This window comes from uncultured Anaerotruncus sp. (assembly GCF_902490045.1).
Classification (GTDB): domain Bacteria; phylum Bacillota; class Clostridia; order Oscillospirales; family Ruminococcaceae; genus Anaerotruncus.
Genome location: NZ_CABUCJ010000055.1, coordinates 1 through 16,114 on the forward strand (window position 1 = coordinate 1; position 16,114 = coordinate 16,114).

At 64.4% G+C, this 16,114-nt stretch carries 20 protein-coding genes; 2 read left to right on the plus strand and 18 right to left on the minus strand.

Annotation, left to right across the window (positions count from 1 at the left end; all coding sequences use genetic code 11):
- Nucleotides 1–253 precede the first annotated feature (253 nt).
- From RDM88_RS07395 to RDM88_RS07460, 14 genes are all read right to left on the minus strand, one after another.
- Nucleotides 254–676: an EamA family transporter gene (locus RDM88_RS07395; protein WP_308754224.1), complete on the minus strand. Its 423-nt coding sequence runs from the start codon at nucleotides 674–676 to the stop codon at nucleotides 254–256.
- Nucleotides 677–681: 5 nt separating this feature from the next.
- Nucleotides 682–1,740: a tRNA 2-thiouridine(34) synthase MnmA gene (gene mnmA, locus RDM88_RS07400; protein WP_308754225.1), complete on the minus strand. Its 1,059-nt coding sequence runs from the start codon at nucleotides 1,738–1,740 to the stop codon at nucleotides 682–684.
- 191 nt (nucleotides 1,741–1,931) lie between these two features.
- Nucleotides 1,932–2,636 (minus strand): hypothetical protein, encoded by a 705-nt coding sequence (locus RDM88_RS07405; protein WP_308754226.1) that lies wholly within the window; start codon nucleotides 2,634–2,636, stop codon nucleotides 1,932–1,934.
- Nucleotides 2,637–2,873: 237 nt separating this feature from the next.
- Entirely contained in the window at nucleotides 2,874–3,410 is a 537-nt protein-coding gene (gene hpf / locus RDM88_RS07410) for a ribosome hibernation-promoting factor, HPF/YfiA family (RefSeq protein ID WP_308754227.1), read from the minus strand.
- A gap of 142 nt (nucleotides 3,411–3,552) precedes the next feature.
- Nucleotides 3,553–4,389 (minus strand): fumarate hydratase, encoded by an 837-nt coding sequence (locus RDM88_RS07415; RefSeq protein ID WP_308754228.1) that lies wholly within the window; start codon nucleotides 4,387–4,389, stop codon nucleotides 3,553–3,555.
- The gene (locus RDM88_RS07420; RefSeq protein WP_308754229.1) at nucleotides 4,389–5,540 is read right to left on the minus strand and encodes an amidohydrolase; all 1,152 of its coding nucleotides are present in this window, start codon (nucleotides 5,538–5,540) and stop codon (nucleotides 4,389–4,391) included. The genes RDM88_RS07415 and RDM88_RS07420 overlap by 1 nt, the downstream gene beginning before the upstream one ends.
- Before the next feature lie 65 nt (nucleotides 5,541–5,605).
- Nucleotides 5,606–6,118, minus strand: coding sequence for a S1 RNA-binding domain-containing protein (locus RDM88_RS07425; RefSeq protein WP_308754230.1), 513 nt, complete (start codon nucleotides 6,116–6,118; stop codon nucleotides 5,606–5,608).
- A gap of 78 nt (nucleotides 6,119–6,196) precedes the next feature.
- Nucleotides 6,197–6,487, minus strand: coding sequence for a septum formation initiator family protein (locus tag RDM88_RS07430; protein WP_308754231.1), 291 nt, complete (start codon nucleotides 6,485–6,487; stop codon nucleotides 6,197–6,199).
- The gene (yabQ, locus tag RDM88_RS07435; protein ID WP_308754232.1) at nucleotides 6,484–7,035 is read right to left on the minus strand and encodes a spore cortex biosynthesis protein YabQ; all 552 of its coding nucleotides are present in this window, start codon (nucleotides 7,033–7,035) and stop codon (nucleotides 6,484–6,486) included. Before yabQ ends, RDM88_RS07430 begins: the two co-directional genes overlap by 4 nt.
- A gap of 34 nt (nucleotides 7,036–7,069) precedes the next feature.
- Nucleotides 7,070–7,351, minus strand: coding sequence for a YabP/YqfC family sporulation protein (locus RDM88_RS07440; protein ID WP_308754233.1), 282 nt, complete (start codon nucleotides 7,349–7,351; stop codon nucleotides 7,070–7,072).
- Nucleotides 7,352–7,455: 104 nt separating this feature from the next.
- Nucleotides 7,456–7,698 carry an RNA-binding S4 domain-containing protein gene (locus tag RDM88_RS07445; protein WP_308754234.1) on the minus strand — a complete coding sequence of 81 codons (243 nt, stop codon included), beginning with the start codon at nucleotides 7,696–7,698 and terminating at the stop codon, nucleotides 7,456–7,458.
- A 65-nt stretch (nucleotides 7,699–7,763) separates the two neighbouring features.
- Nucleotides 7,764–8,042: an HU family DNA-binding protein gene (locus RDM88_RS07450; protein WP_101551433.1), complete on the minus strand. Its 279-nt coding sequence runs from the start codon at nucleotides 8,040–8,042 to the stop codon at nucleotides 7,764–7,766.
- A 66-nt stretch (nucleotides 8,043–8,108) separates the two neighbouring features.
- The gene (gene mazG / locus RDM88_RS07455) at nucleotides 8,109–8,927 is read right to left on the minus strand and encodes a nucleoside triphosphate pyrophosphohydrolase (protein ID WP_308754235.1); all 819 of its coding nucleotides are present in this window, start codon (nucleotides 8,925–8,927) and stop codon (nucleotides 8,109–8,111) included.
- A gap of 47 nt (nucleotides 8,928–8,974) precedes the next feature.
- Nucleotides 8,975–10,717: a polysaccharide biosynthesis protein gene (locus tag RDM88_RS07460; protein ID WP_308754236.1), complete on the minus strand. Its 1,743-nt coding sequence runs from the start codon at nucleotides 10,715–10,717 to the stop codon at nucleotides 8,975–8,977.
- A gap of 132 nt (nucleotides 10,718–10,849) precedes the next feature.
- On the opposite strand from RDM88_RS07460, the gene RDM88_RS07465 reads away from it, so the two are divergent.
- The gene (locus RDM88_RS07465; protein ID WP_308754237.1) at nucleotides 10,850–11,527 is read left to right on the plus strand and encodes a 5'-methylthioadenosine/adenosylhomocysteine nucleosidase; all 678 of its coding nucleotides are present in this window, start codon (nucleotides 10,850–10,852) and stop codon (nucleotides 11,525–11,527) included.
- 367 nt (nucleotides 11,528–11,894) lie between these two features.
- On the opposite strand, the gene RDM88_RS07470 is transcribed toward RDM88_RS07465, so the two are convergent.
- Nucleotides 11,895–13,259, minus strand: a complete 1,365-nt coding sequence (locus tag RDM88_RS07470; protein WP_308754238.1) for an MATE family efflux transporter — start codon at nucleotides 13,257–13,259, stop codon at nucleotides 11,895–11,897.
- Between the two features lie 137 nt (nucleotides 13,260–13,396).
- Nucleotides 13,397–13,576, minus strand: coding sequence for a hypothetical protein (locus tag RDM88_RS07475; protein ID WP_308754239.1), 180 nt, complete (start codon nucleotides 13,574–13,576; stop codon nucleotides 13,397–13,399).
- 120 nt (nucleotides 13,577–13,696) lie between these two features.
- On the opposite strand from RDM88_RS07475, the gene RDM88_RS07480 reads away from it, so the two are divergent.
- The gene (locus RDM88_RS07480) at nucleotides 13,697–13,933 is read left to right on the plus strand and encodes a helix-turn-helix transcriptional regulator (protein ID WP_308754240.1); all 237 of its coding nucleotides are present in this window, start codon (nucleotides 13,697–13,699) and stop codon (nucleotides 13,931–13,933) included.
- 74 nt (nucleotides 13,934–14,007) lie between these two features.
- Here the strand turns inward: RDM88_RS07480 and RDM88_RS07485 are convergent, their stop codons facing one another.
- Nucleotides 14,008–14,445, minus strand: a complete 438-nt coding sequence (locus RDM88_RS07485) for a zinc ribbon domain-containing protein (protein WP_308754241.1) — start codon at nucleotides 14,443–14,445, stop codon at nucleotides 14,008–14,010.
- A 36-nt stretch (nucleotides 14,446–14,481) separates the two neighbouring features.
- Nucleotides 14,482–15,975: a coproporphyrinogen dehydrogenase HemZ gene (gene hemZ, locus RDM88_RS07490; RefSeq protein ID WP_308754242.1), complete on the minus strand. Its 1,494-nt coding sequence runs from the start codon at nucleotides 15,973–15,975 to the stop codon at nucleotides 14,482–14,484.
- Between the last annotated feature and the right edge of the window lie 139 nt (nucleotides 15,976–16,114).

Genomic DNA, 16,114 nt, shown 5'->3' on the forward strand with positions numbered 1-16,114 from the left:
GCGAGCTTTGCGCCCAGTCTTCTTCAAGTGAGCCCCCCTTGAGCGCCCTTCTTTCGTCCATTTCTTGGGCGTGCAAGAAATGGACCCGCCTGCCGGGGCGGGTCCCGGCAATCCCCGCCGCCGTAGGCGGCTCCCCTTAGCTCTCCGAAGGAGAGCGATCATAAGTCCCGCCGCTCGATGAGCGGAAAATCTAAAACGGCTGTCGGTCTGTCACCGACAAACTCCGCCGCTTGGAAAGCGGCAAACCCCAAGCCTACCGGCGATTGAGGAAGAACAGCCCGGCGACGCAGAGCACGATGCCGATCAGCTGGTTGAGGGAGAGCTTCTCGCTGAAAAAGAGCAGTCCCACGAAGAGCAGGATGACAGCGAGCGCGATATTGGCGACGAGGGAGCAGACGCTGATGTTCCAGCCCGCGCGGTAGGCGTAGATATAGCCGAGCTCCAGCCCGACGATCGACGCGCCGAGCGCGGCGCTCGTCCAGTTGATCGAGCGGAAGGCCGCCGCCGAGTCCCCCTGCGCGGTCACAAGCAGCATCCCGAAGGAGACCGCGCCCGCGGTCAGGTAGGTGATCACGAGCGCGGCAAACGGGTTCGCGCCCGCGGGCATCGTCTTGGTGAAGAGGTTGTAGAGCACATTGGAAGCCACGATCATGACGATCGGGACGAGCAGGTTCATCTGCGTCACTCCTTATCCTGTCCTGCCGCGCGGATGGTCGCGCCGCCCACCACGCGTTCCCCGTCGTAGAAGACCACCGCCTGGCCCGGCGTGACCGCGCGCTGGGGAGAATCAAACCGCACCCGCACCTCCCCCTCCCCGAGGGGATAGACGGTGGCCGGTGCCGGGGTGTGCGCGTAGCGGATTTTTGCCCGCGTCCGCAGCGGTCCGCCGAGCGCGCCGCCCGAAATCAGCCGCAGCCCGTCCGCGAACAGCGTGTCGTGGAAGACGGCGGACTCGTCCGACAGGGTCACGGTGTTGTGCTCCGGATCGAGGCGGCTCACATACCGGTGGGTCCCGAAGGCGACGCCCAGCCCCTTGCGCTGGCCGATCGTATAGTGCAGCACCCCCCGGTGCCGGCCGATCACGTTGCCCGCGTCGTCGAGGTAATCCCCCTCCTCGGGGACGATCCCGGTATGGCGGGCGATGAAGGAGACGTAGTCGCCGTCCGGCACGAAGCAGATGTCCTGGCTGTCCGATTTGGACTGGACCGGCAGCCCCGCCCCGGCGGCCAGCGCGCGCACCTCGCTCTTGTCGTAGGGGTCGAGCGGCAGCAGCAGCATCGAAAGCTGCCGCTGGGTCAGGTGGTAGAGCACATAGGACTGGTCCTTGCGGGGCTGGGCGCTGCGCCACAGCTGGTAGCGGCCCGACGCCTCGTCAAACCGCACCGACGCATAGTGTCCGGTCGAGATGCGCCCGTAGCCGAGGCGTTCGGCGTCCCGCGCGAACGCGCCGAACTTGATGTTCCGGTTGCAGGCGATGCAGGGGTTGGGCGTTTCGCCGCGCAGGTAGCCGTCCGCAAAATAGTCGAGCACCCGCTCGGAAAAGAGCGCGCGGTAATCGAGCACGTAATGCGGGATGCCGAGCTTTTCGCAGACCGCCTTCGCGTCGGAGACGTTCTGCTCGGGGCAGCCGTCGTAAAGCTCGAACGTCGCGCCGCCCACTTCGCAGCCCCGCTCCTTTAAGAGCAGCGCCGCCACCGAACTGTCGACGCCGCCGCTCATGGCGACCAGCACCTTTTCCATTTTTACGCGCCTCCCTTCAACGCAACAGGCGAAGCCTCGCTTCGCGCGGCTCCGCCTGTTTACCGCACATATGAGTCCGTTCTTTCGGTATGCCCCCCAGGGGCCCCCCTCCGAATCTCCAGATCTTTTCATATGTGGCATATCTATATTATACACGCTGTATTGCCAATGTGCAAGGGGTTTTTAAAAGTTTACAGACCGTAAACCCGCGCAAACATCGCCGAAAAGTCGGTATTCTGGAAGGGCGCGGGCCCGCCGCCCAGCAGGCGGTATCCGAACCAGGACGCCGCTCCCGCGGCAATCAGCACCCCCACGATGATCAGCAGCCTGATTACGATGCCCGGTCCCTCCTTCGGCTTTTCGGCGCGCCGGCGGGGCGTCTCGCGCGCGGAAGGCGCGGGGGGCGCTTCACCGGCGGGCGCTGGAATCCGCGCTGCCGGTTCCGGGCGGTAGACAAAATAGGGCGCCTCCGACGGTCCCGCCGGGTCGTCCACCGGCTCGAAGCCCGCGGGCGCTGCGTATCTCCAGTTTTCCGGGGGCTCGTCCGCGTCGAAGAGGGGGCCGACGTACCCGCCGGGGACAGGCTCCTCCGGCAGGGAAACATGAAAATCGGGCGGCGCGAGATCGTCCTCCCGGTCCTCCGGCGGGAAATCCCCGGGCGCGAAGGAAGGCCCGCCCGGCGCGTCCCCGGGCGGCGGGGAAAAGTCGGGCGCCCGCTCCCCCGGCGCGGACGCGTACCACGCCGCCGCGCCGTCCGGCTCGTCCGGCTCCCGGACGAGGAAGGGCGGGGTCAGCTCCTCGTAGTGGTCGTGGAAGTCGCTGACGATCCGTTCGCCGCAGTAGGGGCAGTATTTGAAATCGCTTTTGACGTTGTTGCCGCATTTTTTGCAGAGCATCCGCGCACCTCCGCCCGTGAAATTACCTTTATTCCGCCATATCCGCGAGGCGGACTGCAAAATCGCGCATTGGGACGGGAGCGCCGGGGGCGCGGGTCGTCCTGCGCATGAAGTGCAGAATAGCCGTCCTGCGGCTATTCTATCACAAATACCCGGCGGTTACAAGAAAATCCCGCCGGAAAAGCCGGTCCCCCACGCGGGGAGCGTGGGGGACCGGCCCGTGGGAGTGCTTTATCGTCAGCCGACCGTCGGCTCGAGAATCCCGTAGGTTCCGTTGTGGCGCTTGTAGACCACGTTGATCTCGTTCGTCTCCGCGTTGAGGAAGACGAAGAACTCGTGCCCGACCATGTTCATCTGGAGGATCGCTTCCTCCACATCCATCGGGCGCAGCGCGAACCGTTTGACACGCTTGACGGCGTACTCCGGGGCCTCCGACTCCTGCTCCTCGCCCACCTCGACGTTCGACGCGTCGAACGCGGTGTCCCGCAGGCGCTTGCCGAGCTTGTTCTTGTTCTTCACAATCTGGCGGAAGAGGGAGTCCACCACTGCCTCCAGGGAGTCAAAGCGGTCGGAGGTGGTTTTCTCCGCGCGATAGAACATACCCCGCGACTGGATGGTGACCTCGACGGTCTCGCGATCGCCCTCGTTGGTCACTGTGACGATCGCATTCGCGCTGTCGTCAAAGAACCGGTCCAGCTTGGCGAGTTTCCGGTCGATCCTTTCCTTGAAAGAGTCGCGAACAGAGGTTTTCCGTGCTGTGATGGTGATGTTCATAAATTCAACCCCTTTGTTTTATAGCAAAACAGGCAAGCCTGCTTTTAACATTTTACCCAATTATCTTACCTTTATTATACAGGACATTGGGCGAATTTACAAGGGGGTATCGAAGGATTCGTGGAAATTTAACAAACCGGACTCAAATCGTTCGGGAGGCGTGCCGCGTCACATGGCAGCCCATGTTCACCGCCACCTGCAGGCTCGCGATGTGGGTCGCCCCCGCCTCGATGTTGACCGCCAGCGCCGTCACCCGGCCCCCGAAGCCCTGCGGCCCGATGCCCGTGCGGTTGATCGCCCCGAGCATCCGTTCCTCGAGCGAGGCGTAGAGCGGGTCGGGATTGCGCACGGCCGTGTCCCGGCAGAGGGCGCGTTTCGCAAGCAGCGCGCACCCCTCGAAGTTGCCGCCGATGCCGACTCCGACCACCACCGGCGGACAGGGGTTGCTCCCCGCCGCCTCCACCGCGCGCACGACCTCGTCGATCAGGTCCTGTTCGGCGGCCGCCGGGGTCATCATGCGGATGGAGCTCATGTTCTCGCTGCCCGCCCCCTTTGGCGCGACGGTGAGGGTGAGCCTGTCCCCCGGCACCAGCCGCAGGTGCAGCACGGCGGGGGTGTTGTCGCCGGTGTTCCGCCTGCGCAGCGGGTCCCCGACCACCGAGCAGCGCAGCAGCCCCTCAGCGTAGCCGCGGCGCACCCCCTCGTTGACGGCCTCCTCCAGCCCCGAGACATGCGCGTCCTCCCCGAGCTCGGCGAAGACGACCGCCATGCCGGTGTCCTGGCAGACGGGGATGGAGAGCGCCTCGGCCGTCTCGTAGTTGCGCACGATGTCGGCGAGCACCTCCCGCCCGAGCGGCGACTCCTCCGCCCGGCAGGCCCCGCACAGCCGCTCCTTGAGGTCGGCCGGGAGCACCCGGTTGGCCTCGATGCAGAGCGCCTTCACCGCCTCGACGACGGCCTCACGTGGAATCTCCCGCATCAGCGCACCCTCCTTCCGCCGACAAAGACCGCGAACGGCTTCCGGTGGGTCTGCATCGGCTCCTCCGCGAAGAGCAGGACGTCCGCGTCCCGCCCCGGCGCGAGGGCGCCCACGCGGCCCTCCAGCCCGCAGATCTCCGCCGCCGCAGAGGTGACCGCGCGCAGCGCGGCGTCGGGGTCCATGCCGTTCTGGGCCGCGACCTGCGCGCTCAGAAGCAGGAAGCGGCAGGGCAGCTCGGGGTGGTCGGTCGCGACGGCGACCTTCACCCCGGCGCGGTCGAGCGCGCCCGCGCCGCCGTCGTCGGCGTTTTTGAGCTCCGGCTTGGAGCGCGCGCCGAGCAGCGGCCCGGCGATGACCGGCACCCCCTCTTCGGCCAGCAGGTCGGCCACGAGGTGTCCCTCGGTGCCGTGGACGATCACGCAGGGAAACCCGAACTCCTTCGCGATGCGCAGGCCGGTGAAGATGTCGTCGGCGCGGTGGGCGTGGATGTGCGCCCTGATCTCCCCGCGCAAAAGCGGCAGCAGCGCCTCGCACTTCGCGTCGTACTCGGGCTCGTCGAAGTCGTCGTCCGCCGCCGCCCGCTCGAGCTGCTCGCCGTACTTCCTCGCCTTCGCGAGCTGCTCGCGGATGGCCGCCGCGATCCCCATGCGGGTGGCGGGACCCTGCTGCTTTTCGTGGTAGCTCGTCTTGGGGTTCTCCCCCATCGCCATCTTGATCGCCAGCGGCGCGGCGAGGAGCATGTCGTCCACCCGGCGGCCGCAGGTCTTCATCGCGCACATCTGCCCCGCGATCGGGTTGGCGCTGCCGGGACCGGTCACAACCGTCGTGACCCCCCAGTCGAGCGCCTCGGTGAACGCCCGGTCGAGCGGGTTCACCCCATCCAGCCCGCGCAGCTGCGGCGTGACCGGGTCGGTGTCCTCGTTGCCGTCGTCCCCCTCGAAGCCGAGCCCGTCCTCCCACATGCCGATGTGGCAGTGGGCGTCGACCAGCCCGGGCAGCGCGACCGCGCCCGCCGCGTCGAACCGCTCCGCGTCCCGCGGCGCGCGCGCCATCGGGCCGACCGAGACGATCTTCCCTCCGTCCATGTGGACGTATCCGTTTTCAAATCTTTCGCCCGCCATCGTGCGGACATCCGCGTTGACGATTACCATGCCCGTCCTCCTGTTTTCCGCTTCGCTTTTCAAAAAGGAAAAGGGCGCCGCGGCGCCCTTAGGAATCATTTCGGTGAATTTCTGCTCCGCGCCGTCCCGCGCTTCATGTCGGTATATTTCTTGAGGTCGGACATCTTGTCCTCGCTCTTCTGCTTGAACTTGCTCATCATATCCTCGAAGGACATGTTCTCGCTCGTGATCTCCTGCCGCCGGTCAAAGCCGTAGGACACCTCGCGGGGCGGCCTGCGCTGATAGGGCGGGCGCGCCGGACGGTCCCCGGGCGCGCCGGGGCCTCCCTGGCGGAAGGGGCGCGGCGTGTTCGGACGCTCAGCCGCAGCCGGGGCGGGCGCCACCTGCTTGATCGACAGGCTGACCTTCCCCTCGGGGGTGATCCCGATGACCTTGACCTTGACCGTCTGGCCCATCGACAGGTAATCGGAAATTTCCTTGACATAGGAGGACGCCACTTCCGAAATATGTACCATTCCGGTCTTGCCGCCCGGCAGTTCGATGAACGCTCCGAACTTTGTGATGCCGGTGACCTTGCCCTCCAGAATACTCCCTACCTCAAGCTGCATAAATGTTACGCTGCCTCCTTAACGATCTTGTGTTTTATCGAGAAGCCCTTCCGGCCCCAGACACGCCAAAAAGCGGGCTCACGTGCCCGCTGTGTCACGGAATACGCGTTCGTCCGCCACACCCATGTCGAGCTTGTCGCGCGCGATGCGGGCCATGAAGTCCCGGTCGTCCCCCAAGGCGATCTGCCGCTCGACCTCCTTGTTTGCGACGACCTGGTCCTCCAGCTGCGCGGTTACGTTCGCGAGCAGACTACGCTTGGAGGAGATCTCCATCTGCAGCGTAATCAGGCTTACCACGACGTAAGCGGCGAAGGCGAAGATACAAAACCGGATAAACAGGCTCTTCTTTTTTCCACGTACACTTTTCATGAACTGGGTTGCTCCTGTTCCTTCTCGTTTTTCTTCCGTCCGTCCCACTGAAGTCGCTTTTTTAAATTATACAATAAATGACTGTGCTTTTTCAAGGGTATCCTCGAATTTTTCGCTTTATTTTTTATACATTTTGCCGATTGCTTCATGATTTTCGCCAAAAAGCCCTGAATCTTTTCTATCAGACGCAGGACCGGCGCCACAAAGACCCGGTAAATCAGTCCGAAAAGCCACCGGATGGCCGCGATGATCCCCCTGGCCGCGCCGATGAGCAGCGCGCCGAGGGTGCAGTGATAGAGCGAAAAGCCCACCAGCTCCCCGATCAGGAAAAAGGCGCGCAGCTGCCCGCTGCCCGTCGTGAGCAGGAAGGCGAACGTCGCGCCCGCCGCGGCAAGCGAAAAGAGGATGTCCTCCAGCAGGACGGCCGGCGAGGGATGCCGGAAGGCGATGCGCAGAATCCGGAAGACGTCGTAGCACACGCCGAGCGCCGCGCCCAGCGCGGCGGACAGCAAAAAGAGCCACGTCTGTCCCGCTACCGTGATCTCCATCGGCTTCCCCCCCGTCCTTCCATTCTACCTTCCGTCAGCGGAATAATTTGCCGAAAAAGCCGCCCCGCGCCGGGTGGTTATCCGCGTAGGACAGCCCGTCGATCCGCACGGCCTCGAGGTTCAGGTCCCCCGTCTCCACGTCGATCCGGCTGATGTGCAGCCCCTCGCCGCGGATCGCCAGCTCCCCCGTCTCGCAGTAGACGACCACCGTCTGCTCGTCAAAGCTGTCCACGTCGGTCACGCCCGTCACCGTCAGCCTCCTGCGGTTCTCCATGATGATGTTGTGCGGCCCCAGATTCCTCTTCTCCTCGACCACCCGCGTCCGCCTCCCCCGTCAATTGATCTCTAATACCTATGAGGGGGCGCGGTAAAATATGAACGGGCCGCCGGAGGGAATCCTCCGGCGGCCCGCGCCTTTCTTCAGTCGACGACCCTGTAGCCCTCGGCGGCGGTGTCCTTGGTGGCGTATTCGCTCACCTTGAGCACCTGCACCCGCAGCGGCTTCTGGCCGAGGTTCAGTTCGATGACATCCCCCTCCTTCACGTCGTAGGAGGCGCGCGCCACCTTGCCGTTGACCGACACCCGGCCCGCGTCGCACGCCTCGTTGGCCACGGTGCGCCGCTTGATGAGCCGGGTGATCTTGAGGTATTTATCCAGTCGCATACTCTTCCTCCAGATGCAAAAACCTGCCGCATCTTGCGACGCGGCAGGCCTTTTGGCGATAGGTCTTACTTGCCGGAGACAGCGTCCTTGAGCGCCTTGCCGGCCTTGAAGGAGGGAACCGTCGCCGCGGCGATCGTGATCTCCTCTTTGGTGATCGGGTTGATGCCCTTGCGCTCGTTGCGGGTCTTGGTCTCAAAGGTTCCAAAACCAACCAGAGCAACCTTCTCGCCGGCCTTCAGCGCGTCGGTGATCGCGTCGACAACCGCGCCGACGGCCTTCTCGCTGTCCTTCTTGGAAAGTCCAGATTTCTCCGCAACCGCGGTGATGAGCTCTGCTTTTGTCATTTTGAATGCCCTCCGTAAATTAAATTAAACATTGTTATATCTTCAGACAGCAACTGCCTGGGATAATCAGTCGGTCGTTTTGGCGGCGTTCAGCTTCTTGGCCTGCTTCCACAGCTCGTCCAGCTTTTCGATGCCGGCCGTCCGCATGTCCACGTCCCTCTCCCGCGCAAGCGTCTCCACCTGCTCAAACCGGTCGATGAACTTTTCGCACGCCTGTCCGAGGCTCTGCTCCGCGTCCACATGGGTGAACCGGGACACGTTGACCGCCGCGAAGAGCACGTCCCCCAATTCCTCGCAGACGTGCGCCGCGTCCCCTTCGGAAATCGCCTCCCGCAGCTCCGCGACCTCGCTTTCGAGGTCCCGCAGCGCGCCGCCGGCGTCCGGATAGTCGAATCCGACCTTCGCCGCGCGGTGCTGCACCTTTTCGCTGCGCATGAGCGCCGGAAGCGCCGCGCTCACGCTCCTGAGCGTCTCGGTCGCCGTCTTCTGGCCCTTGGTCCGCTCCTTGATGCGGTCCCAGTTGACGAGCACCTCGCCGCTGTCGGCGACCTTTGTCTCGCCGAACACGTGGGGATGGCGGACGATCAGCTTTTTGCAGATGCCGTCGCACACGTCGCTGAAATCGAAGCGGCCCGCCTCCTCCTCCATGCGCGCGTGGAACGCCACCTGGAGAAGCACGTCCCCCAGCTCCTCCTGAAGGAGGACCGGGTCGTCGTTGTCGATCGCCTCGCAGACCTCATAGGTCTCCTCGATGAAGTTCTTCCGGATCGAGTAGTGGTCCTGCTCGCGGTCCCACGGGCAGCCGCCCTCCCCGCGGAGCAGGGACATGATCGTGATCAGGTCCCCGACGTCGTATTTCTGCTTGCGCTCAAACTGCACCGGCATGCCCGCCGCGCCCCCTTTACAGGCCCATCTGGGCTGCTTTTAGTATTCTACCCTAAAAGGGAGCGCTTTTCAAGTAGCTTTGCAAACTTTTCGCCGCCCGGCACCATTAATATATCCTCTTTGGTGACGGTTTTAGTCAATAAGACGACAAAAACATAGATAACGACACCGATCGACACGCCGCCCACCGCCGCGAGCTGACTGCCGCAAACCCGCTCCAACAGCCCGTTCGCGGCCCAGGCCCCCAGCGCGCAGCAAGCCGCCGCGAAAAACGGCTTTCCGAAAACCGGCCCCACCGGGATGCGCACCCCGGTAGAATTTACCAGCACGCCGAAGCTCACGAAAAGCACGAACGCGTAGCAGGCGAGCGTCCCGACGGGCGCGGCCTGGATGTTGAGCTGGGGAATCGCCACGAGCAGGAAGTTGAGCGCGAGCTTGAGCCCGCCCCCGGCCAGCAGCAGCTTGACCGGCAGGTCGGCGCGCCCGACCGCCTGCAAAATCGCGTTGACCGGCAGCGAGAGCGCCACAAAGACCGCGCTCAGCCCCATCAGGTGGAGCGCCGGGGAGATGACCGCCGACTCCATCGGCTTGGAGAAGAAGAGCAGCCGCAGCACCGGGCCGGCCATCGCGCAGATGCCCAGCCCCGCCGGCATCGCGATGAGGGAGGCCAGCCGCAGCGCCGACGCGATGTTGCGCTCCAGCGCCCTTTTGTCGCGCACCGCCCACGCCGCCGAAACGGCGGGCAACAGGCTCACGCCGATCGTCGTGGTGAGCGAGGGTACGAGGTTATAGACCGGCACCGCCAGCCCCGAATAGCAGCCGTAGAGGTAGGAGGCGAGCATCTCCCGGCCCACCCCGCCCGGGATCAGCCCCTCGTAGATGCCCTCGATCACGCCCGGATGGCGGGTGATCGCGCGGCTCAGGCGGTTCATCACCGAGATCAGGTCGATGAAGGAGGTCAGGTTGGTGATGAGCGAGGCGACGCACACCGGCACCGCGATCGCGGCCAGCCGTTTGAGCAGTGTGCGGGAGGAGGCCGCGGGAGGCGACGCCTTCCACTGCCCGGGGGTGATCGCGCCGCGCCCGAGTTTGTGGCGCGCGGCCATGTAGACCGCGCCGCAGAGGGTGCTGACCGTCACGCCGAGGATCGCGCCCGCCGCCGCGTAGGGCAGCACCGCGATCTGCGCCTCCTGCGCCGAGGCGCAGGGGGCCCCAAACACCGTGCCCTCCCGGGAGAACTGCCGCAGGCCCGCCACCGTCACGCCGTAGGAGAGCGAAAGGCCGAACGCGAGCTTCGCGACCGCCTCGACAATCTGCGAGACGGCGGTGGGGGCCATGTCCTGCATCCCCTGCCAGTAGCCGCGCAGCGCCGCCATCAGGCAGCCGAAGAAGAGCGCCGGGGAGAGCATCCGCACCGCCCACACCGAGCCCGGATTCTGCACCCGGGCGGAAAACCACCCCGCGCCGAAGAACATGAGCAGGCTCCCCGCCGCGCCGACCGCGAGGAAGGCCACCCCCGCCACCCGCAGGAGCTTGCGCGCGTCGCGCGCGCGCCCGCAGGCCATGCTCTCGCTGACGAGCTTGGAGACCGCCACCGGCACGCCCGACACAAAGAGGGCGTAGAGCGGATAGTAGAGCTCGTAGGCGACGTTGAAGTAGCTCATGCCCACGCCGCCGAGGATGTTGGTGAGCGGGATTTTGAAAAGCGCGCCGATCAGCTTGACGACCACCGTCCCGGCCGCCAGCACCATCGTCCCATACAGATAGCCGTGCCTGTGGCGCTGCTCCATTCCCACACCCCCGTCCCGAATTAATACACCTATATTACCACAGCGGGCCGTTTATTACTATACCGCGGTTGCATTCCCCCGCCCTTTCGGGTAGAATGGGAGCATCTGAACCGTTTGGAGGACTTGATTTTTATGGTTACGATCGGCGTCATCTGCGCGATGGACAGCGAATTCGACCTCATCCGCGAGGCCCTCTCCCACGGGGAGCTCCAAACCGTGGGCCGCTGCGAATTCCTTCTGGCCGAGCGCGCGGGCAAACGGATCGCCGCCGCCACCTGCGGCGTCGGCAAGGTCAACGCCGCCGTCTGCGCGCAGATGCTCATCTCCCGCTTCGGCGCGGACTACGTGATCAACAGCGGCGTCGCCGGCGCGCTTTCGGACAGGCTGCGCATCCTCGACCTCGTCGCGGCGCGCAACGTCTTTTACCACGACCTCGAGGAGCGCCTGCTGCAAAAATATTTTCCCCGCCGCTCCCGCTTCCCCGCGGACGAACGGCTCGCCTCCCTCGTGGAGGAGCTCGCCGCCGAACAGGGGGTCCGCTGCGTGCGCGGGGAGATCGTCTCGGGCGAGCAGTTTGTCACCGATTCCGCCGTCAAGGAACGGATCGCCCGCGAAACCCGCGCCGACGCGATCGAGATGGAGGGCGCGGCGGTCGGCCACGCCTGCTATCTGAGCGGGGTGCCTTTCGCCGTCGTGCGGTGCATCTCGGACGGCGCCGACGACAGCGGCGGCATGGACTACGACACCTTCGTCGAACACGCCGCCCGGCGCTGCGCCAAAATCACCCTCGGCCTCATCGACCGCATCTGAGCGCGGCGGGAGACACTGGCGGCGGAACCCGCGCATCCGCGCGGGGACGCGTTCACAGAACGCGTCCGCCCGGCCGTGGGCCGGGCGTTCCGCCGCCGGGCGCGCCCCCGCCCCGCGCGTGAAAAAAGCCGCCTCGTCAGAGGCGGCTTCAGCTTGTCGATAAATCGACAAGCTGCTGGACGGGGAACCCGGATCGCCTCGCCTCACAAGGTTCGGCTTGCTCCCTTGTTTCCCCGCCAGTACCGCCCTTCCTCTTGTAAAACCGCTCTTTGAGCGGTTTTACGCTTTAAGGTGATTTTGTCCGGCACAGGTCCGGACAAAATCAAAAGCCTGTCGAAAAAGCGCGGACTCGTGGGGAGCGGGGCGGCTACGCCTCCTCCACGAGGGGCGCGATGTGGTTGTGGTAGACATAGCGGTACATGAAAAGCGCGATCGTCACCGACACATACTCCGAGACGGGGAAGGCGGCCCACACGGCGTCGAGGCCGACGAACCGCGCCATCAGCCAGGCCACAGGCAGCAGCACCGCGAGCTGGCGCGCGACCGACATGGTCAGGCTGAGCACGCCGTTGCCCATCGCCTGGAAGACCGACGAGAGCACGATGCCGACCCCCGCGCCCAAAAAGCTGATGCTGATGATCCGCAGGGCGGGCACGCCGATGGCAAGCAGCGCGTCGGACGCCTTGAAGAGGCGCAGCAGGGGTGCCGGCAGGAGCTGGAAGAGCAGTGTGCCGAGCGCCATGATGCTCAGCGCGTAAACGAGCGCGTGGCGGATCGAGCCGGTGATCCGGTGGCGCTTGCGCGCGCCGTAGTTGTAGGCCACGATCGGCACAAGGCCGTTGGTGAGCCCGAAGATCGGCATGAAGACAAAGCTCTGGAGCTTGAAGTAGACGCCGAACACCGCCACCGCCGTCTCCGAGAAGGCGATGAGGATTTTGTTCATGCCGATGGTCATGACCGTGCCGATCGACTGCATGACGATCGACGGTACGCCCACCTTGTAGATTTCCCCGATGATGCGGCCGCTCGGCCGGAAGTGCCGGAAATCCATGTGGATTTCCCTGTTTTTCTTCGCGTTGAACCAAAGCCCCATCAGCATCGCCACGATCTGGCCGATGACGGTGGCGACCGCCGCGCCCTTGACTCCCAGCCTCGGGAACCCGAAGAGGCCGAAAATCATGATCGGGTCGAGGATGATGTTGATGATCGCGCCGGTCGCCTGGGTGATCATGTTGTAGATCGTGATGCCCGTGGCCTGCAAAATCCGCTCGCAGGCGAACTGCATGAAGCAGCCGAACGAAAAGACGGTGCAGACCGTCAGATAGTCGGTGCCCATCGAGATGATCTCGGGGTTATCGGTGAACGCCCGGAAAAACGCCTCCGAAAACAGCCCCCCGAAGATGGCGAAGACCAGCCAGTTGCAGAGCGACAGCAGGATGCCGTTCTCCGCCGCCGCGTTCGCGTCGTCGAAGCGGCGCTCCCCCAGCCTGCGGGAGAGCAACGAGTTGATGCCGATGCCCGTGCCGATGCCCACCGCGATGATGAGGTTCTGCACCGGGAAGGCCAGCGACACCGCCGTGAGCGCGTTTTCCCCGATCTGCGCCACAAAGATGCTGTCCACGATGTTGTAGAGCGCCTGGATCAGCATCGAGATCATGATCGGCAGGGACATCGTCACCAGCAGTTTTCCCACCGGCATGGTGCCCATGCGGTTTTCTCTTCTCTCTTCCATTGGTCCCTTCCTTTTTTCTCTTTCTCTCTTTTTCGTCCACATTCGCGTATATGGGATAAATAAGTAGTATAGCATATCTCATACCATACATCAACCCCACGGCGGAAAATCCCGTGAGCAAAGAGGAAAGCGGGCACTCATTCGTGCCCGCTTTCCTCTTCTTCACCGGCTTTCAGAAAGATCTCTTCCGTGGCGGCCTGCGCCACTTTAACACGGTAACAAATCTCCGCCGCCTTTACGATCACCTCCGACGCAACCCTTTTGAGAGACGTCATCTCGTTGAACAGCTTGAGATACATTTCCCTATACTCGTCCATCACGCCCTCCTTTATTGTCTGTAATATAATTTTTATTAGTTTTCACATAAAACACATTATATATCACTTGATAATAATTTTAAAGGGGGCTTGGTAAACTTTATATGGGAGGAATCCAATATGAAGTTTGAATATCGGGATGAGTATATAAAGCTGGGGTTGAAAGTCTCCTACTATCGGCGGCTGCGCGGTTTGTCCCAAGAACAGCTGGCCGAGAGGGTTGGAAAGAATCCGTCCTATATCGGACAGGTTGAAGCGCCGAATATCGCACAAGCCATTTCTTTGGATTTGTTATTCGATATCGCCAAGACGCTGGAGGTCCCCGCGTATAAGTTCCTCGACTTCGAGGACGACTAGCGGCGGGCTTCCGTAAGCGCAAAAGAAAAGGGCGGAGATTCCAAACGAATCTCCGCCCTTTTTCTGCGGTTTCGTTATTCCGCGGGGGCTTCCTCCGCGGCAGCCTCCGCCGCTTCCGGGGCCTCGCCCGCGTCCGGCTGGATGGGCGACTGCTCCTTGAGGGAGGCGCCGCACCGCTGGCAGTAGAGCGCGTCGAGCGGGTTCTCCTTCATGCACTCGGGGCAGCGGAGCACCCGTTTCATCTCGTCGAGCTTGGAATTGAGCTCGTCAAGCTCTTCGAGCTGGGAGGAAATCTCCTCGATGCACATGTTGACGAGCTCCTCGTTTTCCGCGCCGGACTTTTTCAGCTCGTAGACGATCTCCCCGAGCTTCATGTAGTTCGCGTCCACGTCGTTTTTGAGCTGCGCGGCCTGCACGCGGACCTTCGTCTGCTCCGCGACCTCCTGCGCCTTGCTTCCGGCGGCGCTCGCCAGGTCTTTCGCCTTGATGATCAGATTGTCAATGGTTCCCATATCAGCATGACCTCCGTCCGTTAGATTCTAGGGATATTATACACGCTGGCCCGGGCTTTTACAAGCGCCGCCGCGGATTTCCTTTTCCAGGTAAAATTCCCGCACCCGCTCCTTGCGCCGCAGGACCTCGTCGAACCGGGACAGATACTCGTAGGGGTACTTGTAGTTATAGACCCGCTCGATGGCGCCCGTGACGGGGTGGCGCAGCTTGGTGGACGCGCCCGCCCCCACCGCGAGGATGGTGTGCGTCTCGTCCATGATGTAGACGTTGTAGAGCCCCTCCCGGCCGGGCAGCGAGTAGCCGACGTTCTCGAGGTTCGCGAGCGTGCCGTTCTGCCGGTAGAGGTAGTAGGGCCGCTGGCCGGCGGCCGCCGCCGCGCCGCGCGCGTAGCCGACCATCCCGTCCACGAGCTCCAGCTCGGCGCGCGCCTCACCGAAGGAGAGCCGGGAGGCCCGCTTGACCGTCAGCGTGTGCACCGTGACGTTTTCCGGCGCGAGGGCGAGCACCCCGTCGACGCTCGCGCAGAAGCCCTCGGGCGTATCTGTGGGCAGCCCCGCGATCAGGTCGGCGTTGATGCAGTCGAAGCCCACCTTCCGCGCGAGCCCGAACGCCTCGAAGAACTGCGCCGCCGTGTGGCGGCGGCCGATGGCCGCGAGCACCCCGTCCGAGAGGGTCTGCGGGTTGATGCTCACCCGCCGTCCGCCGCCCGCCCTGATGGCGCGCAGCTTGTCCTCCGTGACCGTGTCGGGGCGGCCCGCCTCGACGGTGTATTCCCACGCCTCCCCCACGTCGAAATGCGCCGCGACCGCGTCCATCACGCGGGAGAGCTGGTCCGCCGTGAGGGTGGTGGGGGTGCCGCCGCCGAAATAGACGGTGCGCAGCCGGAGCCCCAGCTCCCGCGCGAGCGCGCCGGTTGCGGCCAGCTCGCGGCACAGCCTGTCCACATAGTCGGGGATCAGCTTCGCGGCCTGCTCGACCGAGTGGGAGACGAACGAGCAGTAGGCGCACCGGGTCGGGCAGAAGGGCACCGAGACGTAGAGGGAAAAGCTGTCGGGGGTCGACCGGGCGAGCAGCTCCCGTTCGACCGCGGCCGTCTCCATGGCAAGGGAAAACTTCTCCCCGCTCACCAGGCGCCCGTCCATGAAATGGCGGCGCAGGGCCGTTTCATCCAGCCCAGCCTCCATCCGCGCCGCGAAGAGCTTGACCGGGCGGATGCCGGTGAGCACCCCCCAGGGCGGGCGGACGCCCGTCCCCTCCGACAAAAGCGTATAGGCCAGCACGCCGAAGCGGTGCTCCAGCCCGTCGGTTTCCCCGGCGGGCGCTTCGGCCCGCAGGGCGCGCGGCGCGCCCTCCCCCAGGCGTGAAACCGCCTCGAGGATTCCCTCCCGGTATCCGGCGTACAGGTAATCGCCCGCGAAGCCCTCCGGGGGCGCGCCCCGCTCCACGGCGACCTTCTCGCCGGGGAAAAACATCTGTGTGAGCCGCTGGAGCTCATAGCCGCAGGCGTGCCCGTCAATAAAGACCGTCATGCGCCGCTCCGCTCATGTAGGGGTTGTGCCTGCGTTCCTGCTCGAGGGTGCTCTCGGGGCCGTGGCCGGGCAGCACCCGGTAATCCCCCGGCAGCGCCGCGAGCTTTTTGAGCGAGGCGAGCATCGACGGGTAGTCCCC

What these genes read in the sequence shown, in the direction of transcription:
- RDM88_RS07480 (WP_308754240.1), top strand. Translation starts at nt 13,697, where the DNA reads ATGAAGTTTGAATATCGGGATGAGTATATAAAGCTGGGGTTGAAAGTC.
- mazG (WP_308754235.1), bottom strand. Translation starts at nt 8,927, where the DNA reads ATGCCGGTGCAGTTTGAGCGCAAGCAGAAATACGACGTCGGGGACCTG.
- RDM88_RS07405 (WP_308754226.1), bottom strand. Translation starts at nt 2,636, where the DNA reads ATGCTCTGCAAAAAATGCGGCAACAACGTCAAAAGCGATTTCAAATAC.
- RDM88_RS07465 (WP_308754237.1), top strand. Translation starts at nt 10,850, where the DNA reads ATGGTTACGATCGGCGTCATCTGCGCGATGGACAGCGAATTCGACCTC.
- hpf (WP_308754227.1), bottom strand. Translation starts at nt 3,410, where the DNA reads ATGAACATCACCATCACAGCACGGAAAACCTCTGTTCGCGACTCTTTC.
- hemZ (WP_308754242.1), bottom strand. Translation starts at nt 15,975, where the DNA reads ATGACGGTCTTTATTGACGGGCACGCCTGCGGCTATGAGCTCCAGCGG.
- mnmA (WP_308754225.1), bottom strand. Translation starts at nt 1,740, where the DNA reads ATGGAAAAGGTGCTGGTCGCCATGAGCGGCGGCGTCGACAGTTCGGTG.
- RDM88_RS07430 (WP_308754231.1), bottom strand. Translation starts at nt 6,487, where the DNA reads ATGAAAAGTGTACGTGGAAAAAAGAAGAGCCTGTTTATCCGGTTTTGT.
- RDM88_RS07415 (WP_308754228.1), bottom strand. Translation starts at nt 4,389, where the DNA reads ATGCGGGAGATTCCACGTGAGGCCGTCGTCGAGGCGGTGAAGGCGCTC.
- RDM88_RS07450 (WP_101551433.1), bottom strand. Translation starts at nt 8,042, where the DNA reads ATGACAAAAGCAGAGCTCATCACCGCGGTTGCGGAGAAATCTGGACTT.
- RDM88_RS07445 (WP_308754234.1), bottom strand. Translation starts at nt 7,698, where the DNA reads ATGCGACTGGATAAATACCTCAAGATCACCCGGCTCATCAAGCGGCGC.
- RDM88_RS07395 (WP_308754224.1), bottom strand. Translation starts at nt 676, where the DNA reads ATGAACCTGCTCGTCCCGATCGTCATGATCGTGGCTTCCAATGTGCTC.
- RDM88_RS07460 (WP_308754236.1), bottom strand. Translation starts at nt 10,717, where the DNA reads ATGGAGCAGCGCCACAGGCACGGCTATCTGTATGGGACGATGGTGCTG.
- RDM88_RS07475 (WP_308754239.1), bottom strand. Translation starts at nt 13,576, where the DNA reads ATGGACGAGTATAGGGAAATGTATCTCAAGCTGTTCAACGAGATGACG.
- RDM88_RS07425 (WP_308754230.1), bottom strand. Translation starts at nt 6,118, where the DNA reads ATGCAGCTTGAGGTAGGGAGTATTCTGGAGGGCAAGGTCACCGGCATC.
- RDM88_RS07470 (WP_308754238.1), bottom strand. Translation starts at nt 13,259, where the DNA reads ATGGAAGAGAGAAGAGAAAACCGCATGGGCACCATGCCGGTGGGAAAA.
- RDM88_RS07420 (WP_308754229.1), bottom strand. Translation starts at nt 5,540, where the DNA reads ATGGTAATCGTCAACGCGGATGTCCGCACGATGGCGGGCGAAAGATTT.
- yabQ (WP_308754232.1), bottom strand. Translation starts at nt 7,035, where the DNA reads ATGGAGATCACGGTAGCGGGACAGACGTGGCTCTTTTTGCTGTCCGCC.
- RDM88_RS07485 (WP_308754241.1), bottom strand. Translation starts at nt 14,445, where the DNA reads ATGGGAACCATTGACAATCTGATCATCAAGGCGAAAGACCTGGCGAGC.